The sequence below is a fragment of the Weissella sp. ESL1177 genome (assembly GCF_058107185.1).
Genome location: NZ_CM176591.1, coordinates 678,219 through 700,226, shown reverse-complemented (window position 1 = coordinate 700,226; position 22,008 = coordinate 678,219). Strand labels below are relative to the sequence as shown.

Annotated in this window: 21 protein-coding genes; all 21 read left to right on the top strand. The window is 36.1% G+C overall.

From position 1 onward, the window contains the following. Window positions 1-2: 2 nt before the first annotated feature. The 21 genes from AC3B5D_RS03320 (at window position 3) to yidC (ending at window position 22,007) form a co-directional block, all read left to right on the top strand. The gene (locus AC3B5D_RS03320; protein ID WP_489839515.1) at window positions 3-4,787 is read left to right on the top strand and encodes an aggregation-promoting factor C-terminal-like domain-containing protein; all 4,785 of its coding nucleotides are present in this window, start codon (window positions 3-5) and stop codon (window positions 4,785-4,787) included. After that, window positions 4,777-5,613 carry a phage tail domain-containing protein gene (locus AC3B5D_RS03315; protein WP_489839516.1) on the top strand — a complete coding sequence of 279 codons (837 nt, stop codon included), beginning with the start codon at window positions 4,777-4,779 and terminating at the stop codon, window positions 5,611-5,613. Before AC3B5D_RS03320 ends, AC3B5D_RS03315 begins: the two co-directional genes overlap by 11 nt. Next, window positions 5,613-6,740 carry a phage tail protein gene (locus AC3B5D_RS03310; protein ID WP_489839517.1) on the top strand — a complete coding sequence of 376 codons (1,128 nt, stop codon included), beginning with the start codon at window positions 5,613-5,615 and terminating at the stop codon, window positions 6,738-6,740. Before AC3B5D_RS03315 ends, AC3B5D_RS03310 begins: the two co-directional genes overlap by 1 nt. Further along, window positions 6,737-7,840, top strand: a complete 1,104-nt coding sequence (locus AC3B5D_RS03305) for a GH25 family lysozyme (protein WP_489839518.1) — start codon at window positions 6,737-6,739, stop codon at window positions 7,838-7,840. The genes AC3B5D_RS03310 and AC3B5D_RS03305 overlap by 4 nt, the downstream gene beginning before the upstream one ends. Next, window positions 7,807-8,238, top strand: a complete 432-nt coding sequence (locus AC3B5D_RS03300) for a hypothetical protein (RefSeq protein WP_489839519.1) — start codon at window positions 7,807-7,809, stop codon at window positions 8,236-8,238. Before AC3B5D_RS03305 ends, AC3B5D_RS03300 begins: the two co-directional genes overlap by 34 nt. Further along, window positions 8,238-9,308, top strand: coding sequence for a hypothetical protein (locus tag AC3B5D_RS03295; RefSeq protein WP_489839520.1), 1,071 nt, complete (start codon window positions 8,238-8,240; stop codon window positions 9,306-9,308). Before AC3B5D_RS03300 ends, AC3B5D_RS03295 begins: the two co-directional genes overlap by 1 nt. 16 nt (window positions 9,309-9,324) lie before the next feature. Further along, window positions 9,325-9,693 (top strand): hypothetical protein, encoded by a 369-nt coding sequence (locus tag AC3B5D_RS03290; protein WP_489839521.1) that lies wholly within the window; start codon window positions 9,325-9,327, stop codon window positions 9,691-9,693. Then, window positions 9,686-9,820 carry an XkdX family protein gene (locus AC3B5D_RS03285; RefSeq protein ID WP_489839522.1) on the top strand — a complete coding sequence of 45 codons (135 nt, stop codon included), beginning with the start codon at window positions 9,686-9,688 and terminating at the stop codon, window positions 9,818-9,820. The genes AC3B5D_RS03290 and AC3B5D_RS03285 overlap by 8 nt, the downstream gene beginning before the upstream one ends. A 12-nt stretch (window positions 9,821-9,832) precedes the next feature. Continuing rightward, window positions 9,833-10,063 carry a hypothetical protein gene (locus AC3B5D_RS03280; protein ID WP_489839523.1) on the top strand — a complete coding sequence of 77 codons (231 nt, stop codon included), beginning with the start codon at window positions 9,833-9,835 and terminating at the stop codon, window positions 10,061-10,063. Further along, window positions 10,064-10,375 (top strand): phage holin, encoded by a 312-nt coding sequence (locus tag AC3B5D_RS03275; protein ID WP_489839524.1) that lies wholly within the window; start codon window positions 10,064-10,066, stop codon window positions 10,373-10,375. Next, on the top strand, window positions 10,362-11,456 hold the full coding sequence (locus AC3B5D_RS03270; RefSeq protein WP_489839525.1) for a GH25 family lysozyme: 1,095 nt from the start codon (window positions 10,362-10,364) through the stop codon (window positions 11,454-11,456). Before AC3B5D_RS03275 ends, AC3B5D_RS03270 begins: the two co-directional genes overlap by 14 nt. A gap of 457 nt (window positions 11,457-11,913) precedes the next feature. Continuing rightward, entirely contained in the window at window positions 11,914-12,750 is an 837-nt protein-coding gene (gene mutM / locus AC3B5D_RS03265) for a bifunctional DNA-formamidopyrimidine glycosylase/DNA-(apurinic or apyrimidinic site) lyase (RefSeq protein ID WP_489839526.1), read from the top strand. Then, window positions 12,750-13,349 carry a dephospho-CoA kinase gene (gene coaE, locus AC3B5D_RS03260; RefSeq protein WP_489839527.1) on the top strand — a complete coding sequence of 200 codons (600 nt, stop codon included), beginning with the start codon at window positions 12,750-12,752 and terminating at the stop codon, window positions 13,347-13,349. Before mutM ends, coaE begins: the two co-directional genes overlap by 1 nt. 17 nt (window positions 13,350-13,366) lie before the next feature. Continuing rightward, window positions 13,367-14,722 carry a replication initiation and membrane attachment family protein gene (locus AC3B5D_RS03255; protein WP_489839528.1) on the top strand — a complete coding sequence of 452 codons (1,356 nt, stop codon included), beginning with the start codon at window positions 13,367-13,369 and terminating at the stop codon, window positions 14,720-14,722. A 3-nt stretch (window positions 14,723-14,725) separates the two neighbouring features. Further along, on the top strand, window positions 14,726-15,706 hold the full coding sequence (gene dnaI, locus AC3B5D_RS03250) for a primosomal protein DnaI (RefSeq protein WP_489839529.1): 981 nt from the start codon (window positions 14,726-14,728) through the stop codon (window positions 15,704-15,706). Next, entirely contained in the window at window positions 15,707-16,816 is a 1,110-nt protein-coding gene (locus AC3B5D_RS03245) for a YibE/F family protein (protein WP_489839530.1), read from the top strand. 2 nt (window positions 16,817-16,818) lie between these two features. Then, window positions 16,819-17,595 carry a YibE/F family protein gene (locus tag AC3B5D_RS03240; protein WP_489839531.1) on the top strand — a complete coding sequence of 259 codons (777 nt, stop codon included), beginning with the start codon at window positions 16,819-16,821 and terminating at the stop codon, window positions 17,593-17,595. 93 nt (window positions 17,596-17,688) lie between these two features. Next, window positions 17,689-18,378, top strand: coding sequence for a response regulator transcription factor (locus AC3B5D_RS03235; protein WP_489839532.1), 690 nt, complete (start codon window positions 17,689-17,691; stop codon window positions 18,376-18,378). 15 nt (window positions 18,379-18,393) lie between these two features. Next, complete coding sequence (locus AC3B5D_RS03230; protein ID WP_489839533.1) at window positions 18,394-19,872, top strand: HAMP domain-containing sensor histidine kinase; 1,479 nt, start codon at window positions 18,394-18,396, stop codon at window positions 19,870-19,872. 82 nt (window positions 19,873-19,954) lie between these two features. Then, window positions 19,955-20,956: a nucleoid-associated protein gene (locus tag AC3B5D_RS03225; protein ID WP_489839534.1), complete on the top strand. Its 1,002-nt coding sequence runs from the start codon at window positions 19,955-19,957 to the stop codon at window positions 20,954-20,956. A 103-nt stretch (window positions 20,957-21,059) separates the two neighbouring features. Then, window positions 21,060-22,007 (top strand): membrane protein insertase YidC, encoded by a 948-nt coding sequence (yidC, locus tag AC3B5D_RS03220; RefSeq protein WP_489839535.1) that lies wholly within the window; start codon window positions 21,060-21,062, stop codon window positions 22,005-22,007. Window position 22,008 lies beyond the last annotated feature (1 nt).

Below are 22,008 nucleotides of genomic sequence, written 5' to 3'. Positions count from 1 at the left end.
AAATGGCAGACGGCAAGATCGATATTGATTTAATCTTAAATGACCAATCAGATAAAACGTGGACCGCGTTTAAAACTAAGGCTGAAACGACTGGTAAGGAAGGTTATGAAACATTTAAGAAGTCTTTTGGTAATCAACCATTAATTGCTAAGTTAGAAGCTAAAGCTGAAAAGGAAGGTATTGATAATTTTCAAGATTTATTAGCTGAAATACCTGAAGAAGAACAAACGGAGTTACTGGCCAAAGCTGAAAAAGGTGAGATTAATAGTTTTGATGACTTGTTGAATGCGTTACCTGAAGAAACTCGCACAGAGTTACAAGCTAAGGCACATACAGCAGATATCAGAACATTTGATGACCTATTAAAAGAAGTACCTGAAGATGTTCGTACGGAATTGAAAGCTAAGGCCGAAAAGGGTGAGATACGCTCATTTGATGACTTATTATCTGTATTACCAAAAGAAACGCAAACACAATTAAAAGCCAAAGCTGAACGTGGTGAGATTGCTAGTTTTAATCAATTATTGAAATCTGTTCCTATGGATAAGCAGACACGTTTATTGGTTGATGCAGATGTACATGGTATTAGTAATTTCGATAAGTTACTGAAGCAATTGCCTAAGAAAACTCAAACAGATTTGGAAGCTAAGGCTGAAAAAGATGAGGTAATTAATTATGAAGAATTATTAGCTCAAATACCAGCTCGTAAACTCACGCAGATTCAATTAAATGACAACGCTAGTCCTGAACTACGCAATATTCAAAGTGAAGCTGAAAAAACTAAAGCTAAATTTAGTAGCTTGAAGGATATTATTAGTGGTTCATTCTTAGGTAACGTTGCTGCAAGTGGTTTTAGTAAGATTACCGGTTATTTGGGTGGCTTAGTTAAAGAAGCTGGTAACGCATCTGACGCGATGCAAGGTTTTGATGCTACTATGCAATTAGCTGGTTTTGGGCATGACAAAATCAAAGCAGTAGGTAAAGATGTTAAAAAGTATGCTGATGATACTGTTTATGATTTAGAGGATGTTTCAAATACGACTGCGCAATTAGCTGCTAATGGGGTTGATAATTTTGAAAAGCTGACTGAATCAGCTGGGAATTTGACTGCTGTTGCAGGTGGTACTAAAGATGATTTTAAATCCGTTGCGATGGTAATGACACAAACAGCTGGAGCTGGTAAACTGACAACCGAAAATTGGAATCAATTAACTGATGCTATTCCTGGTGCTTCTGGTAAGTTACAAGAAGCCATGAAGAAAAATGGTGCCTATACTGGTAATTTTCGTGATGCCATGGAAAAAGGGCAAATTAGTTCTAAAGAATTCAATAAAGCTATTGAAGAACTAGGTTCTACTGATAAGGCCAAGAAGTTCGCTAAAGGAACTGCTGAATTTCAAGGGGCTTTTGGCAATCTTGAAGCTGAAGTAGTCAATGGTTGGAATAAGATTATTGACGCGATCGGTAAGAAAAATATTACTGATGTGATTAATGGTCTAGCTAGTACAGCAACAAAAGCGTTCAGTGGAGTCGCTAAAGGTGTTGATTTGTTAGGCGATGGACTTAGCAAATTAAAAGATCATCCTGCATTATTAGCAACATTGACGACATCGTTTAAAGCATTAGGAACTGCCATTGCAGTCTTTGCAGGTATCAAAAGTGTTATTAGTATTATAAAAGGGATCGGAACAGCATTTTCTGTGCTGAATGCAGTATTGAATGCAAATATTTTTATAGCAATAGCTTCAGCAATTATTGGATTGGGCGTTGCTTTAGTCAGCTTGTATAAACACAACCAGAAGTTTCGTGAATTTGTCGACAACTTGATTTCTGCCAGTGTTGATTTTGCTAAAGGTATCGGTAAATGGCTTGGTAGTGCATTTAATGCCATTGGTGATTTCTTTAAAAATGTTGGTAAGTCATTTAGTAATGGCGGCAAGACTATTCAAGGATTTGTTAAAGATATTGGCAAGTGGTTTAAGGGTATTGGTAAGTCGATTGGCAATGGTGCTGATGCCATAGATGACTGGTTTAGTGGTCTTATTAAAGGATTCCAAAAAGGTTGGAATAAATTTATTAAAGCTGTACAAGACCTGGCTAAGGGTTTTGGCAAAATGATGTTGTATGCATTGGCTCTACCAATTGGAATTGATATAGCAATTACTAAACCGCTAGTTGGCTCATTAAAGAATATTTTTAATAGTTTAGTGAAAGACATTAAAAATATTTGGAATGGATTAACGAGTTTCTTAGAAAATATATGGCAACCCGTTCAAAAAAAGTGGACTAAAGTTTGGAATGCTATCTCTGATTTTTTCGATGAACTTTGGAACGGTAAGCATGGTATTAAACGTTTATTTAGTGACGCAATTAATGGCATTTCAAATATTTTAAATAGTGCACTTAATGGTATTTCTAAAGTTTGGACTAAGTCATGGAACGCTGTTGCTGATTTTTCTAATGAATTTTGGAATGGCAAGCATGGGGTTAAACGATTGTTTAGCGATGCAATTGATGCCATTGCAAATGTTTTGGGAAATGTATTAAATAACATCTTGAAAATATGGATTAAATCATGGGATACCATTGCTGATTTTTTTAACGATCTTTGGAACGGTAAACATGGTATTAAACAAGTTTTTTCCAACGCAATTAATGCAATTAATGACATTTTAAGCAAAGTGCTAACCAACATTTCTAAGACTTGGAATAAAACATGGGAATCAATTGCTGATTTCTTCAATGATATCTGGAATGGTAAGCATGGAATAAAGAACACAGCCTCAAAAGCTTGGAACTGGATAAGCAGCGGATTAAGTAATTTTGGTGACGGCATTTCTAAAACATGGACTAACATGTGGTCAGGTATTCGAGATTTCTTTAGTAATATATGGGATGACATTAAAAGATTGGCCAAGGATGGCATGAACGGTGTTATCGGATTTATTAACGGAGGCGTTGGTGCTATTAATGACGTTATTCATGATTTTGGGGGTAAAAAACAAGCAATCGCACCATTAAAGAAGTTGGCCACAGGTACCACTGGTGCGCCAAGTGGTTTAGCAATGGTTAACGATGGCTTTGATAGTCCAACTGGTCAAGAATTGATTATTGATAATCAGGGTAACGGCACCATTTTATCTGGTCGTAATCGATTAGTTAATTTTGAAGGTGGTGAAACAGTTGTACCTGCCAATGTGACACATGCAATGCTAAGTGGTCACATGTTCGCAAATGGAACGAGCGACTGGTTTGGTGATATTAAGCATTTCTTTGGTGATGTAGCTGACGATATCAGCGATGCTATTTCGTCTGCAACAGGTAAAGCTAAAGACTTTTTGGGAATCGCAATGCATCCAGTAAAGTACATTGAGGATAAAATATTCAATCCTATGACTAAGGGAATCAGTAATCTAGCTGGTTCAGCGATTAGTTCATTGGGGTCCGCTGTCAGTGGTAACAATGGTGTTCAAGGACAACAAAGTAATTGGTGGCACGAACTATGGAATATGCTAAAAGATGCGATGTCTGGTAGTGGTAACGGTGGTTTAGGTGATGACTATCGCTTTAAGAATAAAAGTAAAGATGAGGGTGCCCCCAGTGGGGATCCTTGGGGTTATTTCTTCCGTGAATGTGTTTCTTTCGTTGCTAGTCGTTTAGCAAATGTCGGTGTTAAACCAAGTTTGTTTACTGGCTTAGGCAATGGGTCTAATTGGACTAGTGCTCATGTTAAACATAAAAGTACACCTAGTGTTGGTGACATTGCTGTTTATTCTAATGGTTCTAAGTATGGAAACCACGTTTCAGTGGTTACAGGTGTTGACAATGGACGTTACAGTGAAGAAGGTTACAACTATGCTGGCAATGGTAAGTATTACACCTCTAGTGGTCTAAAGTTTAGTGATGCAACAACATTTTTGAACTTTGGACGTAGTGCAGCGCGTTCTAAATCAGAATCAAATAAGTCAGATTCACCATTACAAAAGTTAATTCGGTCGCAAGTTGGTGGTATGTTTGATTGGGTTTCAGACATGATGAATAACTTATTAGGCTCATTTAATGGTGGTGGTGAACAAGCTGCAAGTAGTGCAGCTCCTAGTGGTTCACATAAACATTGGCTAGAACAAGCTGGTATTCATGGCAATTTTGATAAGTGGAATTATATTATCAATCATGAATCAGGTTGGAATCCACGAGCAAAAAATCCTGGATCTAGTGCTTATGGTATTGGTCAAGCATTGCCACCATCAAAGATGGCACCATTTGGTGCGGACTATATGACTAACCCAATCACCCAATTAAAATGGATGAAAAGTTATGTAAACGACCGTTATGGTGGTATCGATCATGCTTACGATTTTTGGCGTAGTCATCATTGGTATGCTAACGGTGGTCGTACAAATGGTATTGGATTAGTCGGTGAGATAGATGGTGAAGATGAATGGGTTATTAACCCTAATCGCAATAGTGCTGATGAAACCATATTAGGGTCAATTAAAGAAACAGCTGATAAACAACCAAATAGTTTTGCTGCAAAGTTAACGCAAGTAATTAATACTGCGAAGACGGGTTCACAATCTAATATGATTACACAATTCCATAATGGATCACATACTCAAAATGTTGGCCAAACAAATGGTGGCATTGATTTAAGTGGTGATGTTCACATGGTTGTTCAGTTAGATAGTGGTGAAGTTGCTCGGGCTACCTATCCAAAGATTAAGATACTTCAAAATCAAGACATTCAATTGAAAGGACAAACAACAGGTAATATGTATGGCTACTAAATTTCAAAGTGACATTTTAATTCAAAAAATAGATGGAACCGTTTATGATTTAGGGGCCGAAGGTATTCGTGTGGTTACTTTTGATCCACCTTCTCCAGCTTACACGCACACTTATGCACAAATCGGTAACTATGGTGCTACGTTAACTGGGACACAGGTGACACAAACAACAATTCCGATAACATTTGATGTGTTTGCACATGATAATTTTGATTACGAATTACAAAGGCTCAAGGTACTAAAAATTTTTAGTAGCGTTGAGCCTTTTTACGTCATTAATTTACGTACACCTTTCATGCGTTGGAAAGTTGTTGCGGATGCATTTACTTATCCAAGATTAGGTAATTACTGGAAAGCTAAAAACGTTGCTATTAATTTAATTTGTTATGAGGGTTTTGCTGAAAGTATCGCAACAACCTTACACACAGCAACAATTAATGGTCAGGTTTATGATGCGAGTTTGGGTATGCCATTTGCTGATTATCAATATGAGTTTTCATCGTCACAATTTAAGATTTATAATCCATCGGTCATTCCATTATTAGCTGATGAAAGACCCATAACAATTACCTTTAAAGGCAGTGCCCCGCAAGGGCTGACTATTAAAAATAACACGACAAACCAATCTTTTACTTATAAAAAGGCGATCACAAGTAGCGATACATTTCAATTAATTGGATTGGTGCCAATTGTTAATGGTATTCAACGATTGGGAAATGATTATTCAAGTCGTAGTTATTTAGATATAGCAAAAGGGTATAACGAACTTGAAATCAGTGGCGCAAGCAGTTTTACAATTTCTTTTGAAACGAGGTTTTATTACTAATGGGAAATGTTATTTATGCTTATACAGCTAATCTTGATGAAGTACCAGCAGTTGTCACTGGTTTATCCATTACAGAAACATTGAATGAATTTAGTACATTATCATTTAATTTTGTTGCTGACAGCCGTAATAAAATAGCTGCGGAAGCTATGATACCTCAAACCAGAGTACTTGTTCCTGAAACCGGACAATGGTTTAGACTAAGTAGTGTTAATCCTATTCCATCTGCTGATTTTCGTACTTATCAAGTTTCCGCCGTACATGTTGGGACGGATTTACATGATAAATACGTTGAAAATAAATTAACAAATACACAGAGCTTAGATCAATGTATGAAATTAATTACAGACGGAACATCATTTAACTATGTCATACATGATTCGTTTTCTAATTATTCATTTAGTGATGGTTTTGGTGCAGATTATGCTGATTCATTGCTGATGAATACTTTAAAAGATGATTTTGGATTTGAATTTTATGTTGATAATTGGACTATTCATATTTATAAAACACTTGGGCAAGCTGACCAATTTATTTTTATTGATGGTTATAATGCTAGTAAAATTCAATGGACAGAAGATTACAGCAATATTCGTACCAAAATTAAAGGACTTGGCAAGCAAAATGATGATGGCACTTATGCAGCAACAGCTGAATATAATAGCCCAACGCAAAAAATTTGGGGCATAAAACAAGCAGCAACTATTCAAGATGATCGTTTTACGGATAATAATTCATTGTTAACTTACGTTAAATCACAATTACAGGATTATCCAATAATTCAATACACAATGGAAAGAGCTGAATTTGAACATCATGCGAAATTATCTGATATTAATAAAATTGTTATTGGTAATTCTGGCCTTATTAAGGATCGTTTGGGTGTTGAAGTAGATGTACGGATTATTGGCAAGACATTTTACCCACAAGATGCTAATCAAAATGATACAGTGACGTTTGGCAACAAGTTGTTTGACTATACACAGAACTATGCTGCTTTACAAAAAGCTCGTGATAGTAATGAAGCTCTTGGTAAAGCAGTTTCAAAGTTACAAACTAGTGTAGGTAACGTTATTAACGTAAATGCTAATCGCAAAAGCTGGGTAGTTGGCGAGGTGATTGAATGACGTTAAATGGTATTGACATTTCAAACTGGCAACCAACAATTGATCTATCAAAAATAAGTGCTGATTTTGTCATTATCAAGGCAACAAAAGGAATTGATTATGTTTCACTTGTATTTAAAGACCAATATCAACAAGCTGTTGCAACTAACAAATTACGTGGCTTATACCATTATGCAGATGGTTCAGGGGCAGAGAAAGAAGCCCAGTACTTTTTGGATAATGTTAAAGACAATATTGGTGACGCTGTACTTGCTTTAGATTGGGAAGGTGATGTTGTTAATCAGGGTGTCTCGTATGCTAAAGCGTGGCTTGATTATGTGTATAGTCAAACAGGTGTCCGACCACTGATTTATATGAGTAAATCGGTAACAAGTGCTTATGATTGGTCATTAGTTTCAAAAGATCACGCGTTATGGTGTGCTCAATATGCTGATAAAAACCCAACTGGCTACCAAGATACCCCTTGGACTGATGCACTGCCATTTGGTGACTGGTTGTTTCCTACCGTTTATCAATACAGTTCAACCGGCAATTTAAGTGGTTATGATGGCAATCTTGATTTGGATAAATTTTATGGGGACAAAGCTGATTGGTTGAGCCTGACTAAGTCAAATGATGGTGAGCCATCTAAAACAAAAACGCCAATTGTGCAATATTCAGATGATGATGGTAATCGAGCCTATGCGTTGACCCATTGGGCAGCCATTAACAATAAGCCTGAATTACTGGGCAAAGATGATTTACAGCCCTATGCCTTGAAAACTGACTTACCTCAAAAAATTGCTTTAAGCAAAGGAACACTTAACCTGACTAACGGATTGCCAATTCTTAATTATGCTTACAACGACAAATTAGTAACACTAATGCTGGTTGGTTCGGTTGCTAAAACAGTGTCAAATATGCAAGGTGATACGCAAGTTGGAACACTGGCAGCTAACATTCCTAAACCACCTTTTGATGTCACCGCATCATTAATTGATATTTCAAGTAAGTCCAACATGGGGCATTTAAAAGTGCAACCTGACGGGGCATTGATCATTAACATGACAGATGCTTGGAATGGTGATTGGATTTCAGGAACGGTAAGTTATGCCATTTAGAAAGGAGTAGACCTATTTTTGATACAAGTAAATTAGAACATGTTGATCAGAAACTACAATTAATTTATCAAAAACTAGATAGTATTTTTTTTACGGGTCTTGTGGTTAATTCACAAGGCCCGTTTACTATAACTGTTTGGAATGAAAACACATATTCATTTTTAAGAAGTTGTTTATTAAATTTGTTGAAGGAATATAACCGTTTATTAGATATTCTTGGTGACCATAATTTAAATCCTTTTGGTGATATTAAGCTTGATGACTTGGAATTTATTGATAATGGGAGCGATTTAACAAAATTAATTAGTAAATATGATGCAGTATTAGATAACTTAGAAAAAAACTTGAATAATATACAAATTATTATGAATTTAAATGGTTTAATGGAGGATTTATAATGGCAGAAATTGACGGCAGATTCGCTGTTATTAACACACAGTTAGATGTCGCCGAGATAACTCTTGTAGAAAGCATGTCAGGGCGTCAAGGTGATGATGGTCGCATTGTATATTTTGCTTTGCGTGATGGAGATAAAGCGCATAACTTAATGAATCAAGATGTGTCTTTAGAAATTAAAGATAGTGTTGGAAAAATTAAGGTCATGCACGGCATTTATGACATGATATCGATTGAACGTGGTCTATTTTCCATGTTAATTCCTGGTGAATTTTATCAGGCGGCTGGTGATATTGAAGAGGGATATTTAAAAATCACAGATAACACAGGAATAGTGATCACTACTGTGCCAATTACATTTACTGTTAGAGGAAACGGCGTATTACTGACAGCTAATGCTTCACAAGACTTTATCGATACCATAAAAAAAATGATTGCCAATGCTGACAAATTAATTACGGATTTAAACGGTAGAATTGAGCCGCAAAGATTAGCTGTTGAAACATTACAGAAGACGCTTAACGAAACGACTGAATTAGTCAACAATAAACAAGTTCCGACTCTAAATTCAGCCAATGTTTATACTGACAATAACGATTTCAAGAAAGACGTCACGGTTGAGGGTGCTTTACATGCTAAGGCGTCTGATGCAGAACATGCTGATATGGCTGAAGAAGCAATGGTGGCATATTCATTAGATAATCGGGCCATAATAAATAACCGCTCACAAGCCCATACAACGTCTGTAAAACTATTAGATAATACCTTATATTTGATTAGGTACGGCAATACAGTCACGGCAAAATTTAATAATGCTGGTAGTACTATTCTATTTGGCCAATTTGCTGGTTTGATCCCTGCTGGTAGTATTCCAGCTGGTTATCGTCCCATTGATTTCGCCGCACTTAGTCTAGAACAAGCTGATTGGCAGGACGGACGCAAGGCAGGTAATGTTTGGATATATGCGGATGGTTCAGTCATGAGTCGCTCGACGTATAACAAAAACAGCAAGGATAGCAGCGTTATCTCAATTTATGGCACGTATCAAACAGCTGATGACATGCCAAAATAGGAAGGAAGTTTAGCGAATGACACAAGAAGCAACTTGGTGGTCAGGTTATGACCCCGTAACATTTCAATACAACGGTATGCGATTGTCTGTTGAACAACCAGCTAATGCAACGGCTGTTGGGATTGGTAATTTAATTAATCCAGTTTGGAACCCATCATTGAATGAATGGGAGGGTGCAGATTTAGCTAAACAATTAGCTGACTTACAAGCCAAGGCTGAAACCACTGCTCAAACATCCGCAACAGAAACTTTGCAACAAGACATTGCCAACCTGACGTCAGCAATAGCTAAGGATAAAGCCACAAATACAGCTACTATTTCAGATTTAATGAAAGAAGTTGCCACACTTAAGACACAAGGGCAAGGAGGAACAACCAATGCGTGAGATGGTCATTGAATATTTTAAAATGGGGTACTTTAATGAAGCTGATTTAGCCTTGTTCACACAAGTACAATGGATATCTGCACAAGACTACAAAGACTTAACGGGTAAAGATTATCAACCAGCTTAGGGAGGTGAGGCAATGCATGGATTTTGGCCACACGATTTTGCCACTTGGATATCAACAGGCGGCATCTTGTTAACTGGCTTATGGTGGGTGTTAAAAAATACAATCGTTAATTCTATTAACGGGTTGCGCAGTGATATATCCAACTTAAGAGACGAGTTGAAGCATGCGAATGATATTACGCACAATCATGAAGTACGCTTAACGAAACTTGAAACATGGCAACATGATCATTGGGAGGTTTAAATGCTTAAAAAATTAAATAATTCGCTCAAGAATGCAGACGGCACTTATTCTGGAAAGGTAATTGCAGGTCTGTTTTCTTTATCTATTGTACTAGTACAACAATTGTTTGCTGCTTTTGGCATCAAATTTACAGGTGACTGGAACGCGATTGCCGCTGTTGTTAATACCGTCTTAACCATCTTAGGAATGCTTGGTGTGATCTCTGGTGGCGGTGTTGTTGAAACCCCAACAACCACTCAAGAAAAAACAGACGAATCGGTTAAGGTTACCGAAATAGCTGATACGACAGGAGGTTCAAATGAACAAAATTAAAACTACTATTCTAGCAGTTGGTGCTGTATTGGCGTTAGGTGGTGTTGATGAAACAACCGTTCATGCTGATACACCGCGTGTAGATATGGTGGACGTGTCGAATCATAATGGGCAAATGACCGCACCTGAATTTACCTACATGCGAAATAATTATGGTATGAAAGCCGTCACAATCAAAATTAGTGAAGGTGTTGGTTATCATGATTACACGGCACGGGGAAATATTGCTGCTGCTGAACAAGCTGGCGTGTACATTAATGGCTATCATTATTTGCACGCAACAACAGTCGCTGGTGCTGTTCAAGAAGCTGATTATGCTGTTAATATGGCGAAAGCTGACGGCTTGCCCGTTGGTGCCGTTTTAGCTGTTGACATTGAGAATCAAGATCAAATTGCGATGGGTCGTGCAATGCAACCCGTTGCTAGAGCATTTGAGAATGAAGTTGCCCGTTATGGTGGCTATCGTTCAACGACTTACACGGGTGGTTCAGCGATTTCAGTATCGCCTGATAGTGAAAAAGCATGGATCGCAGCATATCCGTATGTGCCAACGTCTGCAATGCATCAATACAGTACAGAACATTCGTGGCAATGGACTTCAAGCCAAACATTTGCCAGTTCATTGGGACGTTTTGATGCTTCAATCTTGTATGATGACTTCTTCACAGCGGGTACTGATAAAACGGCTGTTGTGCCTAATGTGACACCAGCTGCTCCCGTTGTAAATCATGATACATCAGCAATTAAGCAATTTAAGAACGCTGATAATCGGTTCACGGCTTATAAGTCATTCAAGGTTGATAAGATTGCTTATGTCAACGGCATGTGGCAAGCCATCAATTACGATCTTGCAGGTGGTAAAGATGCCAATTGGACGACCAACGGTATTCCACTTGCTATGCTTGACAACTTAACTCGTGGTAACTATCGTGCAACACAAGTAGGCGACACCGTTAAGTTCATGACTGGTTACAACTATGGCACGATTGATCAATACGACAACAACTCAAATGGTGCAGGTATTGTTGAAGGACGTTATGGCAACGTTTGGTACAACGCTAATGCATTATTAGCTAAATAAAGTTATCCACACATGTATCAAACTGGTCGATTTCGACTAGTTTGATGTAAAATTAATTTCACTGGTCATTGCGATTTGTAGGAATTTTTTTGCATTGTTCTGTAATTAATAACTAGCATTAATTTATGATAATGAACAAAATAATGATATTTACTCCTATTGATTTAAAAAATATGAAGACTTATAATTAGTTCGCTTGACATTGATTTATGAAAATCATCTTTAAACAATTGGTCGTAGAACCTACCCATTTTCGTCAAGTTTAAAGCCCACTAAGTTATGCTAAACTGCATAACTTAGTGGGCTTTTTTTCATGTTTAATATAAGATAGTATAATATTGTGTAGGACTAAAATAAGTAAGGCTAAACTTAATATAGATTAATCAGAAAATTATTAGTTAAGATTTTTGTTAAGATAAAAAATATAATCATTGATACAAAGAGGTTTACAAGAGATATGCCAGAGCTACCTGAAGTAGAAACGGTCCGTCGCGGACTAACAAATTTAGTTGCCGGACGTACAGTATTAAGTACAGAAGTAAGATGGGAAAAAACAGTTGGTGGGTTAACTGCTGCTGAGTTTGATCAAGCATTAAGTAATCAAACAATCTTAAAAATTGATCGTCGTGGAAAGTATTTATTATTCCGTTTTACAAACGGTTTAACGATGGTCTCACATTTAAGAATGGAAGGATCGTATTATACGGTGCCTGCTGGTACTGAACCAGGTAAACACGATCTAGTTACTTTTCATCTTGATCAAGACATCGACTTGTTTTATCGAGATACTCGTAAATTTGGACGCATGAATGTTGTGCCAAATGACAAGGCAATGACAGTTGCTGGATTAGCAACAATTGGTCCTGAACCAACAGCAGAAGATTTGACGTTAGATTATATGATTAAAGAATTTGGTAAATCTAAGATGCATATAAAACCATTTTTATTAAATCAAAATCATATTGCTGGCTTGGGAAATATTTATGTTGATGAAACACTTTGGCAATCTAAGATTCATCCCCTAACACCAGCAAATGTCATTACTAAAGAAGAATTAGCAATATTAAGAGAAAATATTATTTCTGAATTAAAACGTGCTACAGAACATCACGGTACAACAGTACATAGTTTTACAAATGTATTTGGTAATGCTGGTGAATTTCAAAATGAACTACAGGTATATGGTCGTGTTGGTGAGCCTTGTTTACGATGTGGTGAACCATTAATTAAGACCAAGGTTGCACAAAGAGGGACTACATATTGTCCGGTTTGTCAAATTGAAAGGACCCACTAATGTTTAAATTGGGATTAACAGGTGGCATTGCTACTGGTAAAACAACAATTTCTAATTATTTAGCATCAAAAGGCATTCCCGTTTTAGATGCCGATAAATTTGCGCGATTAGTGGTTGCACCAGGTACACCTGGGTTAGCTAAAGTTATTTCAACTTTTGGTGATGAAGTCAAACAAGCAGATGGTTCACTTAATCGACAGCTTTTAGGAAAAATTGTATTCAGTGATGATACCGCTCGTCAAAAGTTGAATGATATCACACATCCACTAATTCAACAGATGATGAACAATGAACTAGCAGAATTAGCACGTCAGGGTACGAAATTAGTTATTTTAGATATCCCATTATTACTTGAAAACCATAATATTGCGGGAGCTGATGCTGTTATGGTGGTTAGACTACCAGAATCAATCCAATTATCTCGCTTAATGATACGAAATCATTTAACAAAAGATGAAGCAAAAAAACGCATTGCTTCACAAATGCCATTATCAGAAAAAGAAAAACTAGCAGATTTTATTATCGACAATTCAGGCAGTGTGGCACAAACAGTGGCACAAGTAGATAAAGTTATTCAAGAAGTATGTCATAAGATTTAAGTAAAGGGGGAATATTCATGGCAAATTTTTCTAACCAACAAAGATATCGACTGATATATGATGAAACAATTGACATGAATTCAGTGCGATCTTTGACAAAAGTCTATCTACCAATTATAGGACGTGATGCTTATACGTTATATCTGGCTTGGGCAACAGTTGGTACAACAAAAGAGGCCAAAAGTCGCCATGTTGATTTACTTGACCAATTAGCAATGAATCAACATACATTTCTAATTGCTCGTGAAAAATTAGAAGGTATGGGACTGGTTAAATCGTATCAACAAACAACTAATTTTGGTACGCAATGGACCTATCAAATTTTTCCACCAATGAGTATTCGGGCTTTTCTTTCAGATGTTTTACTATCTAGTCTATTAGCACATTATCTTGGTGATGAATTATTTAATGATTTAGTAACTGATGAATTATCTGATAAGCGGTCGATTAATGGTGAAAATGTTTCGAAAACTTTCTTTGATTTGGTTGGTCAGGAAAGTTTTATTCATCGCAATCAAGCACCCTTGGATAAAAATGAAGATAATCAGGATAATTTGCCACACACCATTAGAAAAGCAGTGAAGGCTTTGGATATTGGTTTCATGGCAGATATGTTAAAATCATATGGTATTAAGCAAAAAGTATTACAAGAAAATGAAGTTGACTTAACACTTCAAAAGACACTGTTCAATCTTTCAGATATTGAAATGGTTCGTGTGATTCAAGCAACAACATCACCAAATAAACCAATTGATATACCGGCTATTCGTAAAGCACTCGAACAAAATTTTCAACAATCCCAAATTAAAGATAGGACTAACAATCACACAAGTGATGCTAATACAGGTAAAGTAGCAAATAACAAAGCAGAAACTTCAGACGCAGCAACATTATTAATTCAAACAGCAAAGACTGTGTCACCGTTAATTTTTTTGAAGAATCTGCGCCACCGAAATAATGGATTTGTTGCTGATAATGAGGTAAAAGCATTAACTGATATTGCCCAAATGAATGTTGTTTCCGCAGAAGTATTGAATATCGCAATCTATGAATTGACTGTTGTCGAAAAACGGACAACTTTAAATAAAACGATTTTACAAACATTAGTTAACGATTGGACACAACATCAAGTTACTGATGCCATTAGTGCACTACAATATTTACAACGACGTACAAAAAAGCAACAAGCTCGTCAAACTAATCAATCGAATAAAAAATGGTCAAAACAAAATAATCTTGTTAAGCGAGAAACACGTCCTGATTGGGAAAATCAACATGGCACAAGCATTTCTAAAGCAGATGCAGCTTCAGCAAGGGAAGCTTTAGTAGCAATGCGTGCTCGTCGGAATAAAAAGAAGCCAGAGGAGAAATAAGCGATGAGCGCAGAAAAATTTGAAAAGAATGATAATCAGTCAGAAGTAACGCCAATGAATGTTGGGGATGCCTTGCGAGATTTCATGGACAAAAAGCAGTTGAATAGTCGCTATCAAGCATTACAAAAGGAAGTTTTTAAGGATCCCGACATACGACGGTTTTTTAATGATAATCATGATAAATTATCACGTAAAATTATTGAACGTGACTTTGCGGTTTTATATGAGTACTACTCACAACAAAAGAATGCAAAAGCTGGTAAAACTGTTGTTCATCGAGGATATACACCAGCTTTACAAGTAACAGAAGGTCGTATTGTTATTATTTATGAACCGGATGAGTCAACCCTATTAACACAACGGATGAACATGCAAGCACATTTAGTGAAATCAATTGGCATGCCAAAATTAATTAAAAAAGCACGCTTAGATGATTTTTCTGAACATGATGGTGAACGACTAGCGGCATTTTCTGGCGTCCTGAAATTTATTAGTGATTATATCCAATCACCTGATGATTTTCATCGGGGTCTATACATTCATGGTTCTTATGGTGTTGGTAAAACCCATTTGATGGGCGCCATGGCAAATGAACTAGCTCTTGAAGGTATTGCAGTAACACTCATTCACTTCCCGAGTTTCGTTGTTGAAATACGTAGTGCCATTGGGAGTGATCAACAACCCCAAGAAAAAATTAATACGATTAAACGTGTGCCTATTTTAGTAATTGATGATATTGGTGCTGAATCGTTAACAGCGTGGGTTCGAGATGATATTTTAGGTGTTATTTTAGAATACCGCATGCAAAATGAACTAACGACATTTTTTACTTCGAATTTTTCAATGCAACAACTTGAAACAGAACATCTCACAGTAACCAAAGACGGTGCTGAACCATTAAAGGCAGAAAGATTAATGCAACGTATTAAATTTCTGTCTAAAGAAATTCAAATGGGTGGCGAAAATCGTCGGGAGTTTGATTAAATGAGACAAAAAAATATAAAGCATATCATCTTAAAATTTCTTGTATTGATTCTTCTGATGATTGCAAGTTTTTTTGTTTTACGTCACAATGCTGGTTGGTATCAACAGCCAATTGGTGAAGTTACGACGGTTAAACAATTATCAACAAAAACTTTGCGTGATCAATATGGAAATGACATCAAACAGCACAATGAACGTGTACAGGTTAAATTACTCAATACGGACAAAAAAGATAAAATCATTACGTTTGTGAATACTTATGATGATGCAATGGCAATTACGCAACCCTTGCATCGATCTGATCAAATTTTTTTATCACGTTCCGAACATGCTTGGGGACTTAAAAATTTTAAGCGTGATACATTTTGGATTCCTGTTTTAATCCTAGTTATTGGGATTCTAATCATTTCAATGGGAAAAGCAGGTAGCCTAATGACGGCATCTTTATTTATCAATGTTGGGTTATTTATTCTAACAGTTTACTTAAACCTTTTAACAAAAGACGCCAATATTTTTTGGCTATTTATTTTGTTTAGTCTCATTTCTTCAGCAATGACCTTGATGTTTGTTATGGGTATTAAAAATAAATTAACGTGGACAGTACTTTTGACTGTGATAACATCTACGACCTTAGCCATGTTAATCGGTGTGATAGTATTTAAAATAACTAATGGTAAAGGTTTGCATTTTGAATTAATGTCTTTTATTACACAATTACCACAACCAATGTTTCTATCAATGACATTAGTTGGTGTACTTGGTGCAGTTATGGATGAAGCAACGGATATGATTGCGACATTGTTTAGCGTTGAACGGGAACATCCAGATATTGGCATAAAAGAGCTATTAATTACTGGTCGCCATGTTGGACAAGAAATATTTGGCGCACTGAGTAACACACTTTTCTTAATTTTTATCGCTGAACAAATTCCAATGGCAATTTTGTACTTAAGAAATGGTAATAATTGGGGCTTCACTTATACAATGAACCTGTCGCTAGGCATGATACAAACACTAATCAGTGCCATTGGGATTGTATTAACTGTACCAGCTGGTATCTTTTGGGTCTGGTTATTACATCAGTGGCAACAAAAAAAGGCAGGTATCTAATTATGGGTGTTTTAATGATGCTATCAGTTATACTATTTGTCTTAATGCTAATGATTGGTGGAATAAAGGGCATTGGTGCCTTTATTAGTTTATGGATCAGTTTTGCCATTATGGTTATTATGATCATGTTAATTAGTTTTCAATTTAATGCATTTTGGGTGCTACTAATTGGTGGGACAAGTCTCTTAACTGTAACTGTTTTAAGCGCTGGTGCTGATGAACGGACAACAACCATAGCACTTATTGCTAGTTTTATTGTTATGCTAATTTTATTAGCAGTAATTTTGCCAACTGAACATATTGCGGTTACGCAAGGATTTGCTGAGGAAAACTCTGAAGATTTGGAAGGGTTATCATTAGCAATTAATGTTAATTTTGGTACATTAGGTATTGTAGCCGCTTTATTAGCAACATTGGGCGCAATTGCTGAAGCCTCTGTTGCCATTGCAACTGGTATTGGTGAGTTATTAGCAGATAATCCAAAATTACAAAATAAAGCGCTCGTTAATGTTGGACAAACGTTAGGTAAACAAATTATTGGTACAGCTGTTAATACCGTATTGTTTGGATTTTTGGCTGATTTTTTAAGTTTGGCAGTTCTGTTTAGTAAATTGAAATATACTCTCGGTGATATTCTAAATGCGAAATTATTTACATCTTCTATGTTGTCACTTCTATATGCACTATTAGGTGTGATGATAACTTTGCCGATTACAATTGGTATCTTTTTGATCTATCAAAAGCATCAAAAACTTGACTCTGATAGGGAAAAACTATGATTTATTAGAAAATCATGTTATGATTAATGTAAATTATGTCATAGTTGTAGAATGGCATCGTATTATGTAAGAAAGTAACCAGAGGTATAGCGTATGAGTAGTGTGCTTGTTATTGAAGATGAAGAAAATTTAGCGCGTTTTGTGGAGCTAGAACTACAGCACGAGGGTTATGAGACTCATGTTGAAGATAATGGACGAGGTGGTTTAGATGCTGCCTTAGGAAACGATTACGATTTAATTTTACTTGACTTGATGTTACCCGAATTGAGTGGCTTGGAAGTGGCACGTCGTTTGCGTGAAGAAAAAAACACACCAATTATCATGATGACTGCACGTGACTCTGTCATTGATCGTGTTTCAGGATTAGATTATGGTGCTGATGATTATGTCGTTAAGCCATTTGCCATTGAAGAATTATTAGCTCGTGTGCGTGCTTTGTTACGTCGCATTGATATTGAAACCGAAGAACATAGTACGCACCAAAGTGTTGTGCGCTATCGTGATTTAACTGTTGAAAAAGAGAATCGCATTGCTCGTCGAGGTAATGAAATTATTAACTTGACAAAACGTGAATATGAATTGCTATTAATTTTGATGGAAAACATTAACGTTGTCCAATCACGTGAGGAGTTATTAAAGAAGGTTTGGGGATACGATTCAGAAATTGAAACAAATGTTGTTGATGTTTATATTCGTTACCTACGCAATAAAATTGATCAACCTGATTCAAGAGCATCTTATATTCAAACAGTTCGCGGTACTGGTTATGTTATGCGCCAGTAATTTGGAGGAAAGTTAATGGATAGGCAAACATCCATTGTTGAAAAAACACCACAACGTAAAGGTCTTTCCTTGAAATGGAAATGGGCTCTTGGATCAGTTGCTGGTGTTTTTTTAATATTTATTATATTTACATGGTTTGTAATGCAAGCTTTTGCAACACAAATGATGAAAACAGAAAGGCAACAAGTCAATAGCTCTTTAACAGCTGTTACTAATCGTTTGCAACACATCGATGAATCTCAGATGTTACCATCAAAAATTGATAATATGTTACGACCACATAGTACTGATTTTAATCAGGTCGTTAATGATCCAGTGTTACAGCAGATTGCTCGTAAAGATTATACAATTAGAGTTTATAATAAAAATGGTGCTCAAATTTATCCAATTGGTGGTGCGAGAATACCCTTCAATAAGACCAAACAACGTGTGATTCAAATAGAACGTATTGAGGGCGTCAAAATGTTGGTTGGGCATCAAGCATTACGTGATAATAAGCATCATATTATTGGTCATGTTGTTGTGGAAAATCATTTAACTGGTTATCATAAAACATTTAATCGTGTATATTCAATTATCGCGATTTTAATTGTACTTGGTCTTTTCTTAATTGCTCTTTGGGGATACTGGTTAGCTGGTTTTTTCTTACGACCAATTGACAACATTAAAAAGACGGTTGATACGATTAATCATGATCCACAATCACAAGTACGTGTTGCTAATGAAGAACGTAAACCTGATGAATTAACAGACCTATCTGATTTGTTAAATGTTATGCTTGATCGTATGCAACGCTTCATCTTGCAACAGCATCAGTTCGTTGAAGATGTTTCTCATGAATTAAGAACACCTGTAGCGATTGTAAAAGGGCATATGGAATTATTAAACCGTTGGGGAAAAGATGATCCAAAAGTCTTAAATGAATCAATTGCGGCCTCATTACAAGAAATTAGTCGAATGGAAGGATTGGTGTCAGAAATGCTTGATCTGACTAGGGCTGATCAAGTAGAGCTAACTTTTCGTGAAGGTGATACAGATGCAAAGGAATTAATTAATGGCATTTACACAAACTTTAAAATGATCCATCCGGATTTTTCATTTTGGATTGATGATGATTTAAAAGGGCCTACAATTATTAATATGAACCGCGATCATTTAGAACAAATTTTAATTATTCTATCAGACAATGCGGTTAAGTATAGTCAGGAGCGTAAAGAAATTCATTTTGCAGCATCACGTTCGGGAAACATTGTCGAATTAGCCGTTCAAGACTTTGGTGAAGGTATCAGCCCCGAAGATGCTAGTCGTGTATTTGATCGTTTTTATCGTGTCGATAAAGCACGTTCACGTAAACAAGGTGGGAATGGTCTTGGTTTAAGTATCGCGCAAAAACTAGTAGAAGGTTACGGCGGCCGTATTCAATTAGAATCAGCTATTGGGCAAGGTTCTATTTTTAGAATTACACTTCCCATTAAGCATCAAGAGAAAAGTTAAACATTAGCAGGTCATGGTAGTCCGATAGGAAAATTCTGTATGTCTATCGACCTGCTTTTTTATTTGTGAAGGATAGTAAAATATGATTATAAAGCACGTGATATTGCACGTTTTAGACAAAAATAGTGGGAATTTAATTGCATCACAAAATGAATTGGATATTACTCAACCAAATTTACATGATTATGTGCAAAAATTAATTGAAAAATTTGAAACAAGTGATTATAAAATTGGACAACTGACTGATAATGAAATGATTTCAAAAATCATTTCAGATAATGATGAACGTTCTTTTACTGAAAAAGCAACAGATTTAGCAGAAAAATTATATGAAATAATTGCACAAAATGAGTCAATTCCGGCTGGTGATTTATTGGTTGTTGAATTTTCAGAAGGTACAAACGATTTTTGGGGGATTTTAAAGCTAAATTTTACACCAAGATATACGCATATTGTTGAGTATCATGAGGAGAAGCTCGTCAATAATCTTGTTCTTAATCAGGCTATTTTACCTGCGGCAACTCAAAAAGTGGACGAGGGTATCATGATAAATTTAATGAGTGGCGAATATATGTTGGTAGAAAAACGTTATTTAATTGATGGTCATCGAACGAATTATTTTTCAGAAAAATTTTTGCAAATACAACCAGGTAAGTCAACAAAAGATAATATTCAAGCAATTAAGCAAGTTGTAAAATCAGTTGCTAGCAGATTTGATATACCAGAACATGAAGTATTGGCGGATACCCAAAATGTTATTTTTGATAATGTTCAGGATGATGGTGCAATCAAAACGGCAGCTATTGCAGAATCTGTATTTAAAGGTAATATATCGGCTCAACATGCTTATCAAGAGATAATTGATCACAAAGAAATTGATAATGATATTGCTGTACCAAATACTGAAAGAATTGAAAAAAAGTACAGTTTGCAACGTTTTAAACTTGATTCTGGTATTGAAATTGCGATTCCAATAGAAATTTATCAAGATAAGAGTAAGGTAGAATTTATTAATAAGCCAGATGGTACAATGTCATTAGTTATTAAAGACATTTCATCAATTGTTAATAAATTTCGTTCGTAATCTATTAACAGTTATAAGCAATCGCTAAAGATTCGCAACTTATATGATGTTTCGTGATATAATTATTACTTGAAAAAATGAAATAGGTAGGATGATACATTCCATGAAAATTAAAGGTTTAACACCCATATTATTAATTGTACTAGTCGTTTTGTTTGTTACTGGCCATGCTGATTTCTTAAAGACGCCTTTGACAGACTTTATGAACTGGTCAGAATCAACAATTGGGGGCGCCAATGCCGTTGGTTGGTCAATCATTATTTTAACGCTCGCCGTACGTTTAGTGCTGCTACCAATGATGATCCATCAACAAAGAAACGCAACGATTCAGCAAGAAAAAATGCGTCTATTACAACCACAACTTGCAAAGGTCCAAGATGCACAAAAGAATGCACAAACGCAAGAAGAGCAATTATTGGCATCGCAAGCCATGATGACTATTTATCGAGAAAATAATGTTTCGTTGCTTGGTGGCATGAATTTTACGACATTGATTATTCAATGGCCGGTTTTTATGGGGCTATATTCTGCGATTAGATACTCAAATGATATTGCTCATGCATCATTTTTTGGAATCAGTTTGTCGTCACATGCACCGATTTTAGCAATTGCAACAGCGATTGCATATGGTATTCAAGCATATCTATCATTAATTGGTATTCCACCAGAACAAAAAAAGCAAATGCAAATGATGATGTTTATGATGCCGGTCATGATGCTATTTATGACGTGGGTTACTAATGCTGGAATTGCTTTATATTTCTTTGCTGGTGCATTAGTTATTATTCTTCAAACATTGATCATTATTCTTTGGCGTCCAAGACTTAAAGCACATGTTGCTGATACCTTTGAAGTTAAAGATGTTGTTGATGATGCCTTAGCAGGTAAAATTCAATCAAAACCAACTGGTCGCTTTGCTGAAGCAATGCAAGCTGCACAACAGCAACAGCAGCAGCAAAGTAATGAGCGTAAGGATATTACCAAAACAGCTCAAGAACGCCAACACGAGGCTAAAGGCGGCCGTAATGCTGGTAAACAACACCATAATTAAA